The 18,731-nt window shown below is 69.8% G+C and carries 20 protein-coding genes and 2 pseudogenes; 10 read left to right on the top strand and 12 right to left on the bottom strand.

Going from position 1 to position 18,731, the window contains the following annotated elements:
- Window positions 1–114: 114 nt before the first annotated feature.
- On the bottom strand, window positions 115–909 hold the full coding sequence (locus AB0G16_RS23215; protein ID WP_362808465.1) for an SDR family oxidoreductase: 795 nt from the start codon (window positions 907–909) through the stop codon (window positions 115–117).
- A 368-nt stretch (window positions 910–1,277) separates the two neighbouring features.
- Between AB0G16_RS23215 and AB0G16_RS23210 the strand changes: the two genes are divergently transcribed.
- A complete protein-coding gene (locus tag AB0G16_RS23210) occupies window positions 1,278–1,694 on the top strand; it encodes a hypothetical protein (protein ID WP_362808462.1) in 417 nt (138 codons plus the stop codon).
- 86 nt (window positions 1,695–1,780) lie between these two features.
- Here the strand turns inward: AB0G16_RS23210 and AB0G16_RS23205 are convergent, their stop codons facing one another.
- A complete protein-coding gene (locus tag AB0G16_RS23205) occupies window positions 1,781–2,353 on the bottom strand; it encodes a carboxymuconolactone decarboxylase family protein (protein ID WP_362808459.1) in 573 nt (190 codons plus the stop codon).
- Between the two features lie 294 nt (window positions 2,354–2,647).
- Between AB0G16_RS23205 and AB0G16_RS23200 the strand changes: the two genes are divergently transcribed.
- Window positions 2,648–3,130: a DUF1992 domain-containing protein gene (locus tag AB0G16_RS23200; protein ID WP_362808456.1), complete on the top strand. Its 483-nt coding sequence runs from the start codon at window positions 2,648–2,650 to the stop codon at window positions 3,128–3,130.
- Between the two features lie 96 nt (window positions 3,131–3,226).
- On the opposite strand, the gene AB0G16_RS23195 is transcribed toward AB0G16_RS23200, so the two are convergent.
- On the bottom strand, window positions 3,227–3,826 hold the full coding sequence (locus tag AB0G16_RS23195) for a phosphoribosylanthranilate isomerase (RefSeq protein WP_362808453.1): 600 nt from the start codon (window positions 3,824–3,826) through the stop codon (window positions 3,227–3,229).
- Between the two features lie 34 nt (window positions 3,827–3,860).
- Window positions 3,861–5,504 carry a penicillin-binding transpeptidase domain-containing protein gene (locus tag AB0G16_RS23190; protein ID WP_362808450.1) on the bottom strand — a complete coding sequence of 548 codons (1,644 nt, stop codon included), beginning with the start codon at window positions 5,502–5,504 and terminating at the stop codon, window positions 3,861–3,863.
- Between the two features lie 355 nt (window positions 5,505–5,859).
- Here AB0G16_RS23190 and AB0G16_RS23185 point away from each other — a divergent pair, with 355 nt between their 5' ends.
- Together AB0G16_RS23185 and AB0G16_RS23180 are read left to right on the top strand one after the other, a co-directional pair.
- The gene (locus tag AB0G16_RS23185; protein WP_362808447.1) at window positions 5,860–6,675 is read left to right on the top strand and encodes a cellulose-binding domain-containing protein; all 816 of its coding nucleotides are present in this window, start codon (window positions 5,860–5,862) and stop codon (window positions 6,673–6,675) included.
- A gap of 582 nt (window positions 6,676–7,257) precedes the next feature.
- Window positions 7,258–7,407: pseudogene (locus AB0G16_RS23180) on the top strand (patatin-like phospholipase family protein); the annotation flags it as partial.
- Window positions 7,408–7,415: 8 nt separating this feature from the next.
- On the opposite strand, the gene AB0G16_RS23175 reads toward AB0G16_RS23180, so the two are convergent.
- Both AB0G16_RS23175 and AB0G16_RS23170 read right to left on the bottom strand, forming a co-directional pair.
- Window positions 7,416–8,303: a type II CAAX endopeptidase family protein gene (locus AB0G16_RS23175; protein WP_362808444.1), complete on the bottom strand. Its 888-nt coding sequence runs from the start codon at window positions 8,301–8,303 to the stop codon at window positions 7,416–7,418.
- Window positions 8,304–8,562: 259 nt separating this feature from the next.
- Window positions 8,563–9,561 carry an alpha/beta hydrolase gene (locus AB0G16_RS23170; RefSeq protein WP_362808441.1) on the bottom strand — a complete coding sequence of 333 codons (999 nt, stop codon included), beginning with the start codon at window positions 9,559–9,561 and terminating at the stop codon, window positions 8,563–8,565.
- Window positions 9,562–9,620: 59 nt separating this feature from the next.
- On the opposite strand from AB0G16_RS23170, the gene AB0G16_RS23165 reads away from it, so the two are divergent.
- On the top strand, window positions 9,621–10,226 hold the full coding sequence (locus AB0G16_RS23165) for a helix-turn-helix domain-containing protein (RefSeq protein WP_362808438.1): 606 nt from the start codon (window positions 9,621–9,623) through the stop codon (window positions 10,224–10,226).
- A 348-nt stretch (window positions 10,227–10,574) separates the two neighbouring features.
- Here the strand turns inward: AB0G16_RS23165 and AB0G16_RS23160 are convergent, their stop codons facing one another.
- Window positions 10,575–10,997, bottom strand: a complete 423-nt coding sequence (locus tag AB0G16_RS23160; protein ID WP_362808435.1) for a hypothetical protein — start codon at window positions 10,995–10,997, stop codon at window positions 10,575–10,577.
- Between the two features lie 246 nt (window positions 10,998–11,243).
- On the opposite strand from AB0G16_RS23160, the gene AB0G16_RS23155 reads away from it, so the two are divergent.
- On the top strand, window positions 11,244–11,369 hold the full coding sequence (locus AB0G16_RS23155; RefSeq protein WP_362808431.1) for a hypothetical protein: 126 nt from the start codon (window positions 11,244–11,246) through the stop codon (window positions 11,367–11,369).
- Between the two features lie 98 nt (window positions 11,370–11,467).
- On the opposite strand, the gene AB0G16_RS23150 is transcribed toward AB0G16_RS23155, so the two are convergent.
- From AB0G16_RS23150 to AB0G16_RS23135, 4 genes are all read right to left on the bottom strand, one after another.
- Window positions 11,468–11,836, bottom strand: a complete 369-nt coding sequence (locus AB0G16_RS23150) for a hypothetical protein (RefSeq protein WP_362808428.1) — start codon at window positions 11,834–11,836, stop codon at window positions 11,468–11,470.
- A 49-nt stretch (window positions 11,837–11,885) separates the two neighbouring features.
- Entirely contained in the window at window positions 11,886–12,644 is a 759-nt protein-coding gene (locus tag AB0G16_RS23145; protein ID WP_362808425.1) for an SDR family oxidoreductase, read from the bottom strand.
- A 138-nt stretch (window positions 12,645–12,782) separates the two neighbouring features.
- The gene (locus AB0G16_RS23140) at window positions 12,783–13,781 is read right to left on the bottom strand and encodes an alpha/beta hydrolase (RefSeq protein ID WP_362808422.1); all 999 of its coding nucleotides are present in this window, start codon (window positions 13,779–13,781) and stop codon (window positions 12,783–12,785) included.
- A 142-nt stretch (window positions 13,782–13,923) separates the two neighbouring features.
- Window positions 13,924–14,229 carry an antibiotic biosynthesis monooxygenase gene (locus tag AB0G16_RS23135; RefSeq protein ID WP_362808420.1) on the bottom strand — a complete coding sequence of 102 codons (306 nt, stop codon included), beginning with the start codon at window positions 14,227–14,229 and terminating at the stop codon, window positions 13,924–13,926.
- 157 nt (window positions 14,230–14,386) lie between these two features.
- Between AB0G16_RS23135 and AB0G16_RS23130 the strand changes: the two genes are divergently transcribed.
- From AB0G16_RS23130 to AB0G16_RS23115, 4 genes and pseudogenes are all read left to right on the top strand, one after another.
- A complete protein-coding gene (locus AB0G16_RS23130; RefSeq protein ID WP_362808417.1) occupies window positions 14,387–15,289 on the top strand; it encodes an AraC family transcriptional regulator in 903 nt (300 codons plus the stop codon).
- Window positions 15,290–15,438: 149 nt separating this feature from the next.
- Window positions 15,439–16,807 (top strand): annotated as a pseudogene (locus tag AB0G16_RS23125) (IS1380 family transposase).
- Window positions 16,808–17,156: 349 nt separating this feature from the next.
- Window positions 17,157–17,354, top strand: a complete 198-nt coding sequence (locus tag AB0G16_RS23120; RefSeq protein ID WP_362808415.1) for a helix-turn-helix transcriptional regulator — start codon at window positions 17,157–17,159, stop codon at window positions 17,352–17,354.
- Complete coding sequence (locus AB0G16_RS23115; protein ID WP_362808412.1) at window positions 17,338–17,823, top strand: hypothetical protein; 486 nt, start codon at window positions 17,338–17,340, stop codon at window positions 17,821–17,823. The genes AB0G16_RS23120 and AB0G16_RS23115 overlap by 17 nt, the downstream gene beginning before the upstream one ends.
- Before the next feature lie 125 nt (window positions 17,824–17,948).
- Here the strand turns inward: AB0G16_RS23115 and AB0G16_RS23110 are convergent, their stop codons facing one another.
- Window positions 17,949–18,173 carry a DUF397 domain-containing protein gene (locus AB0G16_RS23110; RefSeq protein ID WP_362808408.1) on the bottom strand — a complete coding sequence of 75 codons (225 nt, stop codon included), beginning with the start codon at window positions 18,171–18,173 and terminating at the stop codon, window positions 17,949–17,951.
- Window positions 18,174–18,731: the final 558 nt, after the last annotated feature.

Below are 18,731 nucleotides of genomic sequence, written 5' to 3'. Positions count from 1 at the left end.
GCCGTCCCGCCCGGCCCCCGTGTCCGTGCCCGCACCCGTTCCCGTGCTCGCCCGCGCTCGTGCCACACCTGTGCCCGCCCACGCCCGTTCCCGTGCCCGCCGGGAGGGCGCCCCTCAGGGCAGGATGGCGTCGACGTAGCCCCCGTCGACCCGGAGCGCGCCGCCGGTGGTGGCGGAGGCCTGCGGGGAGCTGAGGTAGACGACCATGTCGGCGATCTCCTCCGGTTCGATCAGCCGTTGCAGCAGCGACTGGGGGCGGTGTTCCCGGATGAAGGCGCGCTGGGCCTTCTCCCAGGGCAGGTCCCGGTCGACGAGTTCGTAGACGAAGTCCTCCACCCCTTCGGTGTGCGTGGGACCGGCGATGACGGAGTTGACCGTGACCCCGCTGCCCGCGGCCTTCTTGGCGAAGCCACGCGAGACCGCCAGGAGCGCGGTCTTGGACATCCCGTAGTGGATCATCTCCACGGGGGTGACGACCGCGGAGTCGCTGGCGATGTACTGGACGCGTCCCCAGGAGCGCGCCGTCATCCCCGGCAGGTAGGCGCGCGTGAGGCGGATCGCCGCCAGGACGTTCACCTCGAAGAAGCGCCGCCACTCGTCGTCGCTGATCTCCAGGGCGTCCTGCACCCCGAAGACGCCCAGGTTGTTGATGAGGATGTCGACGTCCGGCAGCAGCTCGACCGCCCGGTCCGCGCCGGCCTCGGTGGCGAGATCGGCGGCGACGGGGACGACCCGCGCCCCGGGGACCTTCAGGCGCAGCGCGCCGACGGCCGCCTCCACCGTCTGCGGGGTGCGGCCGTTCACGGCCACCGTCGCGCCCGACCGGGCCAGGCCGGTGGCGATGGCCGCCCCGATCCCCTGGGTCGACCCGGTGACCAGCGCCGTCTTGCCGGTGAGATCGATGTGCATGCGTCACGTCCTTGAAACCCGTCGTGGAACCGTCCCCGCGTGAGCCCGTCCGGCCGGGCGGCGGGACGGGACGACGGGACAGGGCCAGGAGCCAGGACGGCGTTCCGTCGCGTCACCCTCCCCGCGGACCCGTCCCCGTCCCCGCGCCGGGCGGCGTGGAACGCGGGATCGTGGTCATTGTGCGGGAGCGGGCGCGGAGGGAGGCGTTCCCCCCGCCGGATGACGGTGTCCTGGCGGGGAGTTTGGGAACTCTTGGACGTCCGCTCGGGCACCCGGCGGACGAACCGGCCGCCTCGGCTCCGCCGGCCCCGGTTCTGTCGGTCCCGGCCCGTAGTCTGCCGATCCCGTACGACAGGAAGGTGGGGATCGTGGACCCTGACAACCCGGTGGTCAAGCTCTGCGCCCAGGGCATGGAGGCCGAGGCCGACGGCCGTCCCGAGGACGCGCTGCGGTTGTTCGAGCAGGCGTGGCTGGAGCGGGCCGACGACTTCGACGCCTGCGTGGCGGCTCACTACGTCGCGCGCCACCAGGAGTCGGCCGAGGAGACCCTGCGCTGGAACGAGATCTCGCTCAAGCACGCCGACGCGGTGGCGGACGAGCGGGTGCTTCCCTTCTACCCCTCGCTCCACGTCAACATCGGCGCCTCCCACGAGCTGCTGGGCGATCCCGACGAGGCCCGCCGTCACTTCCGGCTGGCCTCCGACCGGATCCACGACCTTCCCGAGGGCCCGTACGGCGACATGCTCCGTCAGGCGATCACAGACGGCCTGAGCCGCCTGACATGAGAGGCCTGACGTGAGAGGCGCGGAGTGAGAGACGCGGCCTGGAACGGCCGGCCGGGGAGGCCAGGCCACGACGTCCCGGGGAACACTCAGGCGTCTCCGCCGTCCCCGCCGTCCCAGGCGAAGGCGTTCATCGGGGGGTCGAGGGGCGCGTCGAGGAGCCGGTTGGCGAACGTGGAGATGGTGTAGGCGCCTACCCCGAGAACGACCTCGAGCGCGTTCCGCGCGGTGTGGCCGGCGTCGAGGAAGGCCCGCGTCTCCTTCTCGTCCACCGCGCCCCGGCCGTCCATGACCGCGAGGGTGAACAGGCGCACCGCCTCCAGCCGCGTGTCGGCCAGGGGCGTCCGGGCCCGCAGCGCCTCGACGAGCTCGGGGGGAGCCCCCAGCCCGGCCAGCGTGGCGGTGTGCATCGCCACGCAGACATGGCAGCGGTTCCGGGTGGCCACCGTCAGGATGACGACCTCGCGTTCGAGCGGGCCGAGGTCGGCCTGCTCGAACGACGCCGAAGCCGCCAGGAACCCCTTGAGCAGTTGCGGGGATTCCGCCATCAGAGCCACCGGCGCGGGCAGGTAGCCGAACTTCCGCGTCACCGCCTCGACGGTGGGACGGATGTCGGGCGGCGCGCTCTCGGCGGTGTGGGCGACGAAGACGTCGGAGGGCATGGGGACCTTCTCTCTGCGACCGGCCGGGCGCCGGAGCCGGCTCGGCGATCGCATACGGCAAAAACAGTCAATGTGGTTGTCTATATAGTAAACATGGTTGACCATTTTGACAAGCCTGGAGCCGTTGGGCCCGCACCGGCCGGTTCCGCGACGGACGCGGACGTCCCGCATCCCGGCCACCGTGAGGCCCGCCCGGCGGCCGGGAGGTCCCGCCCGGCCACCGGGAGGCCCGCCCGCTCCGGGCATCGCCGACTACCCTCGAAGGTGTCACCGACCGCGACAGGAGGCCCGACCGTGACGGATCGCAAACCACTCGGGGTCAGCTTCGAGACGTGGATCGACCGGCAGATCCGCGAGGCCACCGAGCGCGGGGAGTTCGACGACCTGCCGGGCGCCGGCAAGCCGCTCCCCGACGCGGGCAGACAGCCCGACGAGATGTGGTGGGTCAAGCAGAAGATGCGGGCGGAGAACCTGTCGTTCCCGCTCCCGGGCACGCTCGCGCTGCGCAAGGACGCCGAGGACGCGCGGGCGGCGGCCGCCGGCGCGCGGACGGAGGCCGAGGCCCGCCGGATCGTCGGGGAGATCAACGATCGGATTCGCGAGAGCCACGGCAGGACCCTGTCGGGCCCGCCACTCGTCCAGCCCCTCCTCGACACGGAGGAGATCGTCGCCGACTGGCGGGCGCGCCATCCCGTCGCGGAGAAGCCCGTCCCCGCCCCCGAGCCCCCTCCCCGGCGGCGTTCCCTCTTCCAGCGGTTCAGGCGCGCCGGACGGTGACCTCGGGTGACCCGCGTACGGCCACCGACCACACCCCCCACGGGGGCATGACGCCGGCCGGGCGTCCGCGGACCGCGCCGACGGGCGGGCGGCCGGTCACCTCCCCCCGGCGCCGCGGGCTGCGGCGACGAAGTCCGCGATGAGCCCGGCGTCCTTGACGCCGGGCGCGACCTCCACCCCGCTCGACACGTCCACCCCCCACGGGCGGGCCGCGGCGATCGCCCCGGCCACGTTCGACGGGTCCAGCCCTCCCGCCAGCATCCAGTGGCCGGCCGGGCGCCCGCGTACCGCCGCCCAGTCCCACGGCTCGCCCGAACCGGGCCTGGGCGCGTCGACGATGAGCAGGTCCTCGTCGAAGGCGCCGCAGCGCAGGTCGGTACTCGCCGCTCCGGCGCGGACCAGGGTCAGGCCGAGGTCCTTGAGCGCGGTGAAGTCCTCGTGCGGGTGGTCGCCGTGAAGCTGGATCCCGCGTACCCCCGCCTCCAGGGCGGCGGCGCGGACCTCCTCGGACGGCTCCCCGGCGAACACCGCCACGGTCAGCACGTGCTCCGGGACCGCCTCGGCGAGCTCGCGCGCCCGCGCCGGGGTGACCCGCCGCGAGCTCCTGGTGAGGACGAATCCGATGGCGTCGGCGCCCGCCTCGACGGCGGCCGTCACATGTCCGGGCTCGCGGAGCCCGCAGATCTTCACGTACACCCTGAGTACGGTAGCCCGCTACCCGGGCCGGGAACTACAGGGCGTTCAGGAACCTCGCGGCGATCGGCGCCGCGACCTGTCCCCCGGCGCCGCCGTGCTGCACGAACACCGCGAAGGCCAGGGAGTCCCGGTACCCGATGAACCAGGCGTGGTCCGCGGCGTCCTGCACCTCGGCGGTGCCGGTCTTGCCCGCCGTACCCGCGGGCAGGCCTGCCTGCGCGGCCGTGCCCTGGGTGACCACGGCGTTCATCATCGTCCGCAGGCCGTCGGTCACACCCTCGTCCAGCGGCACCGGCCGCGGCTCGTCAGGACCGGCCCGCTCGGCCAGGACGGCGGGCCTCCAGGAACCGCTCGCCACCGCCGCGGCGACCTCGGCCATGCACAGCGGGCTGGCCTGTACGGAGTTCTGGCCGATGGCGTCCGAGCCCAGCTCGTCGAGGTTTCCGTACGGCCGGATCCGGCAGGAGCTGAGTCCCGGCTTCTCCCGGAAGCCGAACCGGTCGGCGGCCTCCATGCGCAGCCGGTCGTCGCGCAGCCGGTCGTGGGCCTGCTGGGCGAAGGTGGTGTTGCAGGAGAGCGCGAAGGCCCTGGTGAGGGGGACGGCGCCGTGGTCGACGTTGTCGGAGTCGGTGAAGGTCCTGCCGTTCGGGATGGTGTAGGAGGCCGGGCAGGGGACCGGTGACTCCGGGGTCATGCCGGAGCGGAGCAGCGCGGCGGCCGTCACCACCTTGAACGTCGATCCCGGCGGGTAGAGGCCGTTGAAGGCCCTCTTGCCGCCCAGCGCGTCCGCCACCGCGCGCACCTGACCGCTCTGGACGTCCACGGCCACGATCGCGGCGGGCTGCGCGACCCCGTCCAGGGCGCGGGCCGCGGCTGCCTGCACGGGCAGCGAGATGGTGGTCCTCGTTCCGGACTCCTCCCGGCGCGGGGACGCCTTCAGCACCTTTCCTGAGGGTTCCTCCTGCAGTTTCAGCTCGACGGCCGTCTCGCCCAGGCCGGTGAAGTAGTCACCCGCCCTGCTCTCCCGGGGGAACGGGCGTCCCTCGCGGGTGAGCGTCTCAGGGGTCCGGATCTCCCTGTGCCTCAGCCGCAGGCTCCCGCCGTCCTTGAGCGAGGGGTGCATCGTCTCCGGGGCCCAGAGCACCTTCCACGTGCCCGCGCGCAGCGTCAGGCGCAGGACGGAGGCGAAGGGCCACCGGCCCAGGCCGGTGATCTCCCGTACCCCGTTGAAGGACAGCTCGGCCGTCTCCGCGTCCGGCTCGCTCAGCTCACCGGCGGTGAGGAAGAGGGAGGAGATCCGCAGGTCGGTGTCGAAGCGGCGGTGCCGGTCGGCGAAGTCCGCCGGGGGGTCGGCGACCAGGGCGGTCATGGCGGCGTGGTCGCCGGCCTGCCAGGCGGTGAGGTAGCTCCTCGCGACCCACTCGGGACCGTCCTGGGGGGTCGGCGTGGCCGGGGCCACGGTGAGGAGGGCCGGCGAGGAAGGGGACAGGGAGGACGACGCCCCCTCGGCCGCCCCCGGCTCCCCGGTCTCCCCGGGCTCCTCGGCCGCGCCGGCGGGCGTGGGACGGGCCGACGGGGAGGCCACGACCGCGCCCGGAGCGGCCACCACCGCGTACACGCCGAAGATGACGATCATGACCGCCGCGACGATCAATGCGAGGAGCCGTCGATCCCGCATGCCGTTTACTCCCCTGGCTTTCCACGGTTGCCCATCAGAGAAAAGATCGTAAAGCTGGGCGCAACGGTGAAACAGGTTTTTCCGGACATCGGTACAGGAGCGTGCCCTTACTCGGGCGAAGATGGGACAACGACCGGTCCGGTACGTCAACGGTGCGCGTCCGCCCCATCGGCCCGCCGCGGCCGCGCGTCCTTTCCGCGCCCGCGGTCTTCCCCCGCCTCCGCCGTCGATGAAAGTTTCATCGGTCGGCACCGTTCACCAGGGTCGTCCGGCCGTGGTGGCGGCGCGGCGTTGACCGATCGCGTCCGGGGTGTGACCTTCCATGAAGGGTCATCGTCGCAGGGGGGGCACATCGATGCGAGTAACGACATGGCTGGCCGGTTGGGCCGGCGGAGGGGTGACGGCCGTCGCGCTCCTCTTCCTGGGGGCCGGAACCGCCACGGCCACACCGTCACCGGCGCCGTCACCGGCGCCCTCCGCCTCTCCCGCCTTCCCGTGCCGTACGGCACCGCAGACCCCGGCGCCCTCCAGCACCCCGCCGACCGCGCCGGGAACGCCGACGGTCGTGAACGTCACGCTCAACCGGGTGCACCTGAGCTGGGCCGCCTCCACCGATCCGCACGGCATCGCCTGCTACTACGTGTACGAGAACAGGAACGGCACGGCCGTCCGGGTGGCCACCTTCCAGCCCGCGGTCACCGAGGGGATGTTCTACCTTTCGTTCCCCCCGCGCCACGTCGCGTCGGAGGTCCATCACCTGTACGTCGTGGCCGTCGACACCAAGGGCGAGGTGAGTCCCCCGTCCGGGACGGTGGCCGTCACGATCCACAACGACCTCCCCCCGGTGCCCGGCAGTTGCGAGGTGACGTACACCTCCTGGCCGTGGAGTGCCGGGATGAGCACGAGCATCAGGATCACCAACACCGGCTCCGCGACCTTCACCGACTGGCAGCTCGCGTTCGCCTTCGCCGACCCCGGCCAGCGGGTGACCTCGGGCTGGTCGGCCACCTGGTCGCAGACCGCGAGCGCGGTGACGGCCGTGGCCCAGCCCTGGAACAGGGACCTCGCTCCCGGGCAGTCGCTGCTCATCGGCTTCCAGGGCACCCACACGGGCGCCAACCCCCCTCCGGCGGTCTTCCGGTTCAACGGGATCGCGTGTGCCCGGTCGTGAGGGAGGGACCGGCCCGGTGACACGCCCCCGCTGAACAATCACGGCCCGTCCGACGGCGGGACCGGAGCTCCGGAGCGGCGCCTCCGGCCCTCGTGTGAGGGGCCGAGGGCGCGGGGACCTGAGGTCTCTGATGGTCAGGGCTGGCCGTGCAACTGGGTGCGGATGGCTTCGGCTTGCTCGGTGATGGTGGCCGGGACGGGGCCGGCGGCTGGGACGTCCCCGCACTCTCGGGATACCCCGCCTTCGGCGGCTGAGGAGCCGGCGGGGACGGCGGGACATGCCGATCGCGGTCGCGTCGGCTCACCCCGGCCGTCCACGAATCTGAACGAGCTTCGCGCCGCTCACCGTGTGCCGGGGTGTCGCTCGCCGTACTGGTCGATGGGAACGTCCACGAGCTGCCCGGGGTGTGCATGCCGGTGGTCTTCTCCCCCTGGCCGACGGCACCGAGTGCGTGTACATCGGCACGCGTGTCACCCCCGAGGTCGCCTGAGCCCCGGCCCGGTCCGGCACCGGCGCTCGCCCCGCTGCGAATCGACGCACAATGAAAACACGCGTCCGATGCTCACGTTGGAAGGGGCGGCGATGGGGAGCAGGGCTCTGGTCCTGGGCGGCGGGGGCATCACCGGAATCGCCTGGGAGCTGGGCATGCTCACCGGCTTGGCCGAGCTCGGCGTCGATCTGGGACAGGCCGACCTCGTCATCGGGACCTCCGCCGGTGCCCTCGTGGGCACCCGGACCGATCAACCGCGGGTCCGGCCGGTCTGGTACGGCGCGTCGGTGCCGGCCCGGTGCGGCTGGGGGTCCGCGTCAACCGGCGGGTTGTCGTCGCGGCCACGCCGCGAGGCGAGCAGCGCGATCGCGACGACGATCTGCACCGCCACGACGGACGCCATCGTCAGGGGCGAGCTGACGCTCAGCAGCGCCATCGTCGCGTTGACGCCGAAGTGAACCGCGATCGACGCCGCGACCCCGGCACGCTCGTAGGCGTAGCCGGTCAGCAGCGCCATCGGGATGACGCTGATCGTGAACAGCAGCCCGCTCCAGCCGAACAGCCCGAATCCGGCCTGGACGGTCCCGGGGACGAAGAACAGCGGCAGATGCCACACCGCCCAGACGACACCCAGCAGCAGGCCCGCCTGAAGGCGGCTCAACGACGCGCGCAGGCGCGGGTACGCCGTGCCACGCCAACCGGGCTCCTCGGACAACGGGCCGGCGATCAGCATGCTGATGAGGAACGGCACGGGTCCGCCGATGGTCGCGACCAGATGCTGCCCCGCCGTCAGGCTCACCTCGGGGCCCCCCAGGAGGTAGGCGAGCAGCGCGGCTCCCACCACGGTCGCCGACGCCACCACCAGCAGGGGCGGTACCCAGAACAGCCGTGTGCTCAGCCGGAGCCGCACCGTGTGAGCGGGGGCGGGCTGACGGCGCCGGGCACGGCGCGCCCGCATCACGATCGCGCCGATCATCGGGCCGAAGCCGGCGAGCAGGTGGGGGACGACGGTGGGGAAGCTCATCGCCGACCCGCCGAGCATGATCGCGGTGAGCCAGGAAGCCCAGCTCGTCACGAACGTGACGATCCAGAAGAGAGCGAGGCCGTTCTGCCGGCGGGCGGGGGGTGCGGTGGTCATGCTTTTCCCTTTCACGGGTGTCACGGGGAGGAATCTCTGGTTCCTGCCGCGGGGAGGAGGGGAAACCGCGATCGAGCGTTCTCCGCGGCCGGCGCGAAAAGCGCGGAACGGCGTGAAACAAAGCGGAACGACGCGGCGGGCAGCGAGCCCGGGAGCGACGAGAACAGGTGCGCCGACCGGACGCGACGCCCAGCCGGCACCTGACCGGCCGTATCGGCCAGAAGGTCCGGAATGCCATGGAAGGCCTGAAACAGCAGAGCTAAGGGCTCTTGACCAGGGAATTTTCTGTCTCACCGGGGGCTTCGCGCCCGGAAGCGGATGGTTTCTCCCGGTCCTCGTCGCTCTTCCCGGACGTTTCCCGGAGCCGGCGGGCGAGCCAGCCGGTCACCCGCACGAGCAGGCCGGCGTCGACCGGCTGACGCAGCAGCCGGGGATAGGAGCGCACCGACGGACGGCCGAGGTCACGGCGCAGCAGGTGGGTGAGGTCGGGGATCCGCTGGACCTCGACCTCACCAGGCACCAGCCTGCGGATCTCGTCCAGGTCCGCCGGGTCGACCTGGATGTCCTTGCCGCCGGTGATCGCCAGGACGGGGACCCGGATGTTCGCCAGGTCCGGGCGCGGGTCGTGGTCGAGCATCTCCCGCATCCACCGGGCGTTCATCGGCATCCCGGCGAAGCGGGCCACGTCCGCGCTGCTCGCCCTGATCCGAGCCAGGTGGCGGGCGGCCAGGGCCCGCAGGACCGGCAGCAGCGGCCGCAGCGGCGCGGGGAGGCCGCGGGCGATCCTCTCGGCCTGCCGGCGCAGGGCGTCCTCACCCGGGCGGGCGAACCCGGCCAGCAGCACCACCGCGCCGACCCCCGGGTGCGTGCCGAGAGACATGGCGTGGACGGCGCCCTCGCTGTGCCCGACCAGGCCGATGGCGTCCGCCCGGATGCCGGGCCGCCCGGCCAGGGCGCGTAGTGCGGCGGCGGCGTCGCGCCGGTTGTCGGTGAATCCGGTCGCGCGCCAGTCGCCGGAGGTGGCGCCGACGCCGCGCCGGTCGTAGCGCAGTGTGGCGATCCCGTCCTTGGCGAGCGCGGTGGCCAGCGGCGGTCCGAGCTCCATGCGGAGCCGGCCGGTGTTGGCGTCGCGGTCCAGGCGCCCGGATCCGTGCAGCAGCAGGACGGCCGGGTGCGGGCCGGGGCCCGCGGGCAGGGTCAGCGTGCCGGCCAGGGACAGTTCGTCGTCCGCGGTAACCGTCATGTCGACGTCGCGCATGTCCCGCCTCTCATTGTTATCAACTTTGAGAACATTATCTCATATGAGAACATAGGTCCATGTCAACCGCGGACCTTCTCCTGCACCCCGTCCGGATGCGCATCCTGCAAACGCTGTTCGACACCGACCCGATGACCACCGCGCAGCTGCGCGACCGCCTCCCCGACATCGCGCCGGCGACGATGTACCGGCAGATCGCCGTGCTGACCGACGCGGGCGTGCTGGAGGTGGTGGACGAGAGACGGGTGCGCGGCACGGTGGAGCGCAGCTACCGGATACGCCCCAAGCAAGCGGTGGTCGACCCCGCGGCACGGGCGGCGATGACGCGGGAGGACCACCAGCGGGCGTTCACCACCTTCGCGGCGTCGTTGATGGCGGATTTCGGCCGCTACCTCGCCCATGAGAACGCCGCCCCCGTCTCGGACGGCGTGGTCTACCGGCAGGCGGCGGTGTGCCTGACCGACGACGAGTTCGCCGTGATGGTCGAGGAGATCGAGCGCGCGGTCCTCGCACGGGTCAGCCACGCCGAGGGTGACGGCCGCACCCGCCGCATCGTCAGTCTCGTCGTCGTACCGGACAAACCCAGGCCGGAACCGAGGGCGAACCCCGGGCCGGAACCGGGGACGGGCACCGGCACCGAGCGGCCGACCGATCAAGCCAAATGAGCTGAGCAAGCAATTCGCGCCGGTTGAGACATTCCACAGCCGGTGACCGGACCGCGAGCCGCGTCGCCCTGGCTCGGCACCGTTCCGTCCTCACGCGGTGAACCCCGACGGTGATCGACCGGACCCCCACGCCGCGGGATCACCATCCTCTGTCCGGGGTGGTCGAGATTCCACAGGTCCAACGGGATGGAACCATCAATCGCGACCGGCGGACGGGAGACCGGCCTGCGATCAAGTCGTGGGCCGAGCACAGCGACATTCCCCTCGCAGGGCAGCCCTGGACACATACCGCACGCGAACGCGGCGGAGTGTAAACCTCCTGGCGCGTCTCCTTGGCGGCAGGAGCGGTCAGGGCACGACAGCGTCCATGGATGGCACCACCCCCACCCAGCACCGCACCATCTCGCCTCCCGCCCCCGGCGGGGTGGGAGCCGCCGGGTGAGCGGTGGGGGGACGTCCACCACGCCCCCTCCCCTGGCGGCGCTCGGCCAGCGCCCGCCGGCGCAGTTCCTCCCACCACGCGGCAGGCGGCGCGACGTACCCGGGGGACTTCTGCCGGGCGCGGCCGCGCAGGAAGGCGATCAGCCACTCGGCGACCTTCTGGTTGGACGGGACGTTGCGGCCGTTGCGCCAATCACTCCACGACGCGGCCGACACCTTCAACGGCGGACGCTGGACGGTCGCCTGCCGCTGAATCATCGCCCAGGTCGGCGCGCCGGCAGCCTGATGCAACGCCCGCAGCGCGGCGGCGTACCGGCCGGTCGCATCCACCGAACCCGCCGCCTCTGCCGCGTCCGTCGCATCGCCGGAACCGCTCACTCTGCTACCTCTCGCCCATCCAGATCCGGATCGAAACCATCCGGAAAAGCCGCCTATCACCCCATTCCCCGAGATCTCCCACCCTGCCCGCCTCGCCGCGCCGGTGCGAGCGGATCCGGAAAACCATCCGGAGCGGCCTGATGAGGCCACCGCCCCGGGCGAGCAGAGCATCGGGGCCCACGGTAAGGAGAACCGCTCATGGTCGATCGCCCGTTCCTGCGCCGCCTGGCCCGCGCCGCCCTGGCCGCCACGGTACGCAGCGCCGCCGCGGCCGCCGCCTCGGCTCCCATCACCTTGGCCATCTGGTGGATCACCCACCGCTAGCTGCCCACCGCACCCCGTCCGCCTCGACCCCGGCCTCCGCCTTTAAGACGGGGGCCGGGGCACACCCCGGGTAGCTGTCTGGCGTCGTCGTGGGCGATTTACTCGACGGTTAGTGTCTGCTGGTCCAGGTCGAGATGGAGGGTGCCTCCCGCGTTCGCGCGAAGCTGCCGCCAGGCGGCGTATCCGGTCATGATCGCCTGCTCCCAGTCTGCGGTACGCAGGACGCTCACCTCGAGTTGGGAGGTCATGGTGGCGATGGTCTTGAGGAACTCGTGGTCGATATGGCGAACGTTCTCGAAGTAGCCGTGGCGAGCGGCGTAGGCGAACACGAGCGCGGAGATGCCTTCTTCGATGGCGATGGCGCGGCCGTCATCTTCGGCCTCGTCGATTCTGGGGTCGCTTTTGCGTTTGCAGCGCAGCAGGAAGCGTGTGACGGGGGACCAGCCCAGGGCGGCGGCGTAGGCCAAGTGGAAGAGGAAAGCACCAGCGAACCCGGCCGGCCGCGGGGCGAGGCGGTCAGAGGTTGTAGCCGCCGGAGACCTCGATGTCCTGGGCGGTTATCCAGCGGCATTCCTCGGTCAGCAGCGTCGCGATCACCATGCCGATGTCGTCGGGTTCGCCGAGCCGTCCGAGGGCGGTCTTGGCCGCGATCGAGGGGATCACCTCGGGGTGGCGTTCGAACGCGTTGTCGCCGATGCGAGTGCGGGTGGAACCGGGGGAGACGGAGTTGACGCGGATACCGCGCGCGCTGAACTCCTTGGCCAGATAGCGGCTCAGCACGACCAGGCCGCCCTTCATGGTGCCGTAGGCGGAGTAACCGGGCTCCATGCCGGAGAACGTGGCCGCGCTGCTCGCGGTGTTGACGATCGCGCCGCCGTCGGCCAGTAACGGCAGCAAGGTCTGGGTCAGGAAGTACGGGCCTTTGAGCAGCACCCGCATGAGCGTGTCGAACGTCTCCTCGGTCGTGTCCTCGAACATCGCCATATGGCCGAAGCCGGCGTTGTTGACCAGGAAGTCGAACGTGTCCCGCCGCCAGGTGTCGCGCAGCGCCCCGGCGACGGACTCGCGAAAGGCCGGAAACGTCTCCGAGCGGCCGACGGCCAGTGGCAGCGCGACGGCCGTGCCGCCGTCCTTCTCGATCCTGGCCACCGTGTCCAGGGCTCCGGGCTCGTTGCCGTGATAGGTCAGGATCACTCCCGTTCCGCGCCTGGCGATCTGGACGGCGGCGCTCTGCCCGATGCCGGAGCTGGCACCGGTGACGATGGCGACCTGCATGATTGGACTCTCCTGTCCGTTAGTGAGATGGCACCGGTTCGGCGGTGCCGGCTTTCGTGCCTTCAGGCCGCTGGGTTCAGGGCCTGTGGTGCGTTCAGGCCGTCGGGTTCAGGGCCCGTGGTGTTCAAGGCGCCGGGTTCAGGGCTCGTGGCGCGTTCGGGTCGCCGGGTTCAGGACCCGGGCGAGCCAGGCGTCGCGCGTCCGGCGGGCCGTGGCCGAGACGCGTGCCTGCGGGTACAGCGCGTCGAATCCGTGGAAACCTCCCGCCCAGACGTGAAGCTCCGCCTGGCCGCCCGCCGCCCAGATCCTGGTGGCGTAGTCGACGTCCTCATCGCGGAAGACCTCGGCCGTACCGGCGTCGATGTAGGTGGTCGGCAAACCCGAGAGGTCGCCGGCCACCGCGGGGGAGACGTAGCCGGGCACGTCCCGGTCGGCGAGGTCACCGAGGACCGACCGCCATCCGAACTCGTTCATCTCGCGGGTCCAGACGCCTTCCCCGCCGGAGTACTGCCGGCTCGAGGTGGTGATGTTGCGGTGGTCGAGCATGGGGCAGATCAGCACCTGGGCGGCGATCGCCGGGGCGCCGAGATCGCGTGCCATCAGCGTGATCCCGGCGGCGAGGCCACCGCCGGCGCTGGCCCCCGCGACGACGATGCGGGCGGGATCGATGCCCAGATCGTCGGCGTGCTCGGCGACCCAGAGCAGGCCGTGGTAGCAGTCCTCGACCAGTGTCGTGCCGCCGGCCTCCGGTGCCAGCCGGTAGTCCACGGAGATCACGACGGCGCCGAGCAGGTCGAGCCAGTCCAGGGGGATGTCGATCTGCGAGAAGCGGTCTCCCATGACCATCCCGCCACCGTGGATCCAGTAGACGCACGGCGCCGCCGTGACGCGATCGGTACCGGCGGGGCTGAGGATCGACAGCGGAAGCGGCGTGCCGTCCGGGGCGGGAACGGTGATCTCCCTGCGGTCGACGGCGCGGCCGTCGAGAAGGGTGTCGATCGGCGTCGACGGGTACTGACGCAGCTGGGCGAGCACCTCGGGGTTGAGCTCGGACATGAGCGGCATCTCCGCGAGGAGGGCGTGCAGCTCAGGGTCGAGGCCGGGGCGTGCCGGTGTCATGCTGGGGCCCTTCGCCATGGTGGGTTCCTCTCGCCGGGGTTGGTCGGGGTTCGCTGAGATCCAGCGAGGTTGCCTGGGGCCGCCGGGGTTCAACGGGGTCGGCTGGGGTTCGTTGATGCCGACCGGGGTCGGCCGGGGTTGTTCAGGGGTGGCCGGGGTATCAGAAGGCGGCCTTGCCGCCGACCGGCACCTCGTCGGTGTACCGGGACTCGCCGGCGAGCAGTGGCTGGAGCTTCGCGACCAGCGCCTGCGCCTCCTCGGTCGCGAAGAACCCGCCGTGGGCCTCCTCGCTGGTCCAGCCCTCGGTGACGGAGACGACGTCCGGGTCGCCGGCCGAGCGGCTGACCAGGAAGACGACACAGTCCTCGTTCGACAGGGACGGCGCGTCGAGCAGGAACGCGACCAGCTCGTCACCCTTGCCGGGCTGCGCGGTCATGGTGGCGTGGAAACCGTGGCCGACGACCATGGGAGCATCTCCTCATTCGTGGAGCATTCTCGCGCTCCTGGGATTTCGATAAACCCATGCAACCATCACTACCAGCGGAAACGTTAGAACAATGCTCCTGATCTCTTGCCTTATCCTATCGGTGCAAGAATTATCAGGCTTGTGGTTCAATCGGGTCATGGACCTCGATGAGCTGCGTTCCCTGCTCGCTCGCCATGCCCGGCCCGACATGACCACCGACATCGACGGCGTCCTGGTCTCGAAGGTCGAGGAGCCGGATCCGCCGTCGCCGTCGATGTCGGGCACGGTGCTGGCACTCATCGCGCAGGGCGCGAAACGGATCGCGCTGGGCGACCGCGTGTACGAGTACCGGGCCGGGCAGTACCTCGTCGCCTCGGTCGACATGCCGATCACCGGCCACTTCACCGAGGCCAGTCCCGAGCGGCCGGCGATGGGCTTCGGCCTGATCCTGCACCCGGCCACCGTCGCCGAGCTGTTGCTGCAGGCGGCCCCCGGGGACCTCCCACCCGGTGGCGGCACGCCGTCCGGCATGGCCGTCAGCGACGCGCCCGACGCGCTCGTCGACGCGGTGGTCCGGCTGCTGCGCCTGCTCGACCGGCCAGGCGACGTGGCGGTGCTCGCGCCGCTGATCAAGCGGGAGATCCTCTGGCGGCTCGTCACCGGCGAGCAGGGCGCCGTCGTACGCCAGCTCGGCCTCGCCGACAGCAACCTCACCCACATCGCGCGGGCGGTCCGGTGGATCCGCGACCACTACACGCAGTCCTTCCGGGTGGAGGACGTAGCGCAGCTGTCCGGCATGAGCGTGTCCGCCTTCTACCGCAACTTCCAGGCGGTCACCGCGATGAGCCCCATCCAGTTCCAAAAGCAGATCCGGCTGCAGGAGGCCCGGCTGCTGCTCGCCACCCATCCCCACGACGTCACCGGGGTCGGTCACCGCGTCGGCTACGACAGCCCGTCGCAGTTCAGCCGCGAGTACCGCCGCCAGTTCGGCGCGCCGCCCAGCGAGGACGCCGCACGCCTGCGCGGGTCGACACCGCACGCCGCCCCGGCCCTGGCGTAGCCGCGCCGGCGCGAAGGGACGTTCTAGCCTCGGGCTTTCACGGTGAATTTCGCCGAGCTTGATCGTTTACATGAGAAAAGTGCCTGTGACCTGGAAGGATCGGACTTATCGAAGGTCCCGTCCCCACCAGTTCACGAGGCACTTTTCACGTGAAGACTACCGCTTCCCACCGCAAGATCACCGTGTCCGCCGACGGCTCGGGTCTCGTCTCCCAATCAGGCGCCCTGCTCCTGCTGGAAACCCTGCGCGTCACCGGCCTGGACCAAGCCCTCTCGAAGCACCTACAGCGGTGGCGGCCACCTCGTGCGATCCACGACCCCGGCAAGACCATCGCCGATCTCGCCCTCACCCTCGCCCTGGGCGGCGACTGCCTGGCCGATATCGCGCTGCTGCGCTCCCAGCCCGACCTGTTCGGCCCCATCGCCTCCGACCCGACCGTCTCCCGACTCATCGACCGGCTCGCCGCCGACCCCGACCGGGCCCTCAAAGCGATCCGTGCCGCCCGCGCAGGCGCCCGCTCCCACGCCTGGCACCTGGCCGGACACCACGCGCCCGGCGCCGATGGCCAACCGATCCCGATCGATCTGGACGCCACCATCGTCATCGCCCACTCCGACAAACAACACGCGACCCCCACCTGGAAGAAGACCTTCGGCTTCCACCCCATGACCGTCTTCGCCGACCACGGCGCGAACGGCTCCGGCGAACCCCTGGCCATCACGATGCGGCCCGGCAACGCCGGCTCCAACACCGCCGCCGACCACATCACCGCAGTCGGCCTGGCCCAAGCCCAACTGCCGCCACACCTGCGCCGCCAAGTGCTGATCCGCGCCGACGCCGGCGGCGGCACCCATGCGTTCCTGTCCTGGCTGAGCAGACCCGGCCGATGGCTGAAGTACTCGATCGGCTTCACCCTCACCGACGACATCGGCGCCGCGATTCTCCGGCTCCCGGCCACCGCGTGGACACCGGCCTACGACGCGGGCGGCCAGGCCCGGCGCGTGGGTCGCTGAGATCACCGGCCTGCTCGATCTGGCCTCCTGGCCCAAGGGCATGCGCGTCATCATCCGCAAAGAACGCCCGCACCCGGGCGCGCACCTACGCTTCACCGATTCGGGCGGACACCGCTTCACCTGTTTTGTCACCAACACCAAGCACGGCCAGCTCGCCGATTTGGAACTACGCCACCGCCGCCGGGCCCGCTGCGAGGACCGCATCCGCTGCGCCAAGGACACCGGCCTGGCCAACCTGCCCCTGCACGACTTCACCCAGAACCAGATCTGGTGCGAGATCGTCGCGCTGGCCTGCGAACTCCTGGCCTGGATGCAACTGCTCGCTCTGCAAGGCCCGGCCCAGCGCTGGGAACCCAAACGCCTGCGACTGCGCCTGCTGGCGGTGGCTGGACGGCTGGTCCGCGCAGGACGCCGCGTTCGCCTGCGCCTGGCCGCCCGATGGCCCTGGGTGACACAGATCATCACGGCCGTCGCTCGCCTGCAGGCCCTGCCCACACCGACCTGACCAGCGAAAACCCGTGTCCACGACGAACAGGAAGGATCCAACGGGCCAGTGGAACCCCGCCCACCCGGCGCGACAGCCGGGCCACCACGCTGACCAGGAAGCGAAATCAACCCTCAACCGAATGCCTCAGCCGACCACACGAAGATCGTGAAAGATCGAGGCTAACCGATTCACCTTACTTTGAACCCCAGAAAGACATGTTGTGTCTTTTGTCCTGTTTTTGGTGAGTGACAATCGTTCCGGATGACCACAGACCCACGGGGACGACGTCTGGCTGATTCGAGGGTTTAGGGTATGACGATGTGAAGCTTGCTTTACATTGCCTCACGACGGAGTTATTTTTCGTAGAGTGCGCAACAACCTCCTGGAACTACGGCAGGCCAAGGGCTTGACACAAGTTGAGCTCGGAGGAGACCTGAATGTGTCCCGGCAGACGATCGCCGCCATCGAGACGGGACGCTATCTGCCGTCGCTACCACTGGCCTTCAAGATCGCAAGGTATTTTGGCCACACCATCGAGGAGATCTTTTATGACAACAGCCAATAACCTCAAGACGGATGACCACACCAACTCCGCAACCGATCGTGGCAGCGAGAGAGCGAGAGGCGACCTTCTGCGGCTACTTGGGCTGATACTGGGAGCGGTGGCGACCTTAACGGTCGGCGCTGCGCTTCTTTATGTCCTCGCTCGAGAGTGGGGCTTCGCATGGAGCTCTTTATTTTTCGTCGCCTGCGCCGCTGCCATACTTCTCACCCGATCCCTAGGGCGGAAAAAGTCTGATGTTGCCGCAGTCATATCCGGCCTGAAAGACCAAGACGAGCGAAGAAATTTGATTTCACTGAAAGCCGGATCATTCGCAAACAAAGCAGCCCTCACCTTCGGCTCGGCCGCCTATGCCATATCAGCACTGAAGGGTGAAGGTACAGAGCAATTGGCAAACGCATTCGCTGGCATAGTCAGTGTTTCTGTAGTGGCCTACGTGAGTTCCACTTTATGGTTTTCCAAGCGCAGCTAGACGAGAACCGGCAGGCCATCTAGACTGCGAGACGCTCACGCGAACCATGCGAGCACAGAGGCGGGAAGTCCTCGCCATTCACAAGAACTCTCGCATAAAGTAGCTGGATAGGGTGAGACTTCACATCACTCCGGTATAGGTTGCGTTCCAAGCAGGTTGCTCTTAACCGCGCATAAGAATACTTCCCATTCCAAATGGGTGAAGGAAAGCGTGGGGCCGCCGGGATCGCGAGAGTCCCTCATGTACACAAGGCGAGAAGAAAAAGCAACCTCGACACACTCATTTTCTTTTTCACTTTCCCTACTTTTGCGCCAAATAAGCGATGGCTCGTGACTCGAATCGATGAACATAATGCGACCCTCCATCTGTTGCGGACAGGCCTTACAGTGTCTGACGCGCCAACGTTCCAGCGTCACGTCGGCCGGTCAGTACGCCGGGAGATAGTCGTTGACGATTCTTGCTCAGAGTGTAAGCGGAGCGAGCTATTTAGCCCACACCGATTTTCGGCGAGACGAGGGAAGCGATACACTCTCACCGTGCCGACATCGCGAAGCGCCTGCCCACGTTTCGCGGTTCACCGACTTCCGAACCCGTTCCGGACGCGACTCTCTCGCTGGTCATGTCACACTCGGATGCCTCTTGGACTCGATGGTCCCTGAGTCGGAGGGCAGGAAACGAAACTTTCACCGTGGAACCACGGACGATGATGGCCTCATACGGTTACTGAAGGTGAAGGACGTCTGAGCTTCGACTCGACTGAGTCGTCAGCCATACGTGCAGTCTCTCGTGGCCTTGGACGACAAGTGCTTGCCGGGCCTCGGGTTTGGGCAGACCGTTTCCGGTCGTATCACCAGGGTCGCGTCCTCGGAGCGGTGTAAAAGGCTCGACGAGGTAGGTGCCGCGGGCTG

The sequence above is a fragment of the Streptosporangium sp. NPDC023615 genome (genome assembly GCF_040640155.1).
GTDB lineage: Bacteria > Actinomycetota > Actinomycetes > Streptosporangiales > Streptosporangiaceae > Streptosporangium.
Note: the sequence above shows the minus strand (reverse complement) of the source record. Positions and strands in the feature narration are given on the sequence as shown.

Excerpts from the sequence above, each read along its gene's own strand:
- AB0G16_RS23185 (WP_362808447.1), top strand. The coding sequence starts at position 5,860 with ATGCGAGTAACGACATGGCTGGCCGGTTGGGCCGGCGGAGGGGTGACG.
- AB0G16_RS23130 (WP_362808417.1), top strand. The coding sequence starts at position 14,387 with ATGGACCTCGATGAGCTGCGTTCCCTGCTCGCTCGCCATGCCCGGCCC.
- AB0G16_RS23175 (WP_362808444.1), bottom strand. The coding sequence starts at position 8,303 with ATGACCACCGCACCCCCCGCCCGCCGGCAGAACGGCCTCGCTCTCTTC.
- AB0G16_RS23215 (WP_362808465.1), bottom strand. The coding sequence starts at position 909 with ATGCACATCGATCTCACCGGCAAGACGGCGCTGGTCACCGGGTCGACC.
- AB0G16_RS23170 (WP_362808441.1), bottom strand. The coding sequence starts at position 9,561 with ATGCGCGACGTCGACATGACGGTTACCGCGGACGACGAACTGTCCCTG.
- AB0G16_RS23115 (WP_362808412.1), top strand. The coding sequence starts at position 17,338 with ATGACAACAGCCAATAACCTCAAGACGGATGACCACACCAACTCCGCA.
- AB0G16_RS23165 (WP_362808438.1), top strand. The coding sequence starts at position 9,621 with ATGTCAACCGCGGACCTTCTCCTGCACCCCGTCCGGATGCGCATCCTG.
- AB0G16_RS23155 (WP_362808431.1), top strand. The coding sequence starts at position 11,244 with ATGGTCGATCGCCCGTTCCTGCGCCGCCTGGCCCGCGCCGCCCTGGCC.
- AB0G16_RS23110 (WP_362808408.1), bottom strand. The coding sequence starts at position 18,173 with ATGTTCATCGATTCGAGTCACGAGCCATCGCTTATTTGGCGCAAAAGT.
- AB0G16_RS23145 (WP_362808425.1), bottom strand. The coding sequence starts at position 12,644 with ATGCAGGTCGCCATCGTCACCGGTGCCAGCTCCGGCATCGGGCAGAGC.
- AB0G16_RS23140 (WP_362808422.1), bottom strand. The coding sequence starts at position 13,781 with ATGGCGAAGGGCCCCAGCATGACACCGGCACGCCCCGGCCTCGACCCT.
- AB0G16_RS23135 (WP_362808420.1), bottom strand. The coding sequence starts at position 14,229 with ATGGTCGTCGGCCACGGTTTCCACGCCACCATGACCGCGCAGCCCGGC.
- AB0G16_RS23190 (WP_362808450.1), bottom strand. The coding sequence starts at position 5,504 with ATGCGGGATCGACGGCTCCTCGCATTGATCGTCGCGGCGGTCATGATC.
- AB0G16_RS23205 (WP_362808459.1), bottom strand. The coding sequence starts at position 2,353 with ATGCCCTCCGACGTCTTCGTCGCCCACACCGCCGAGAGCGCGCCGCCC.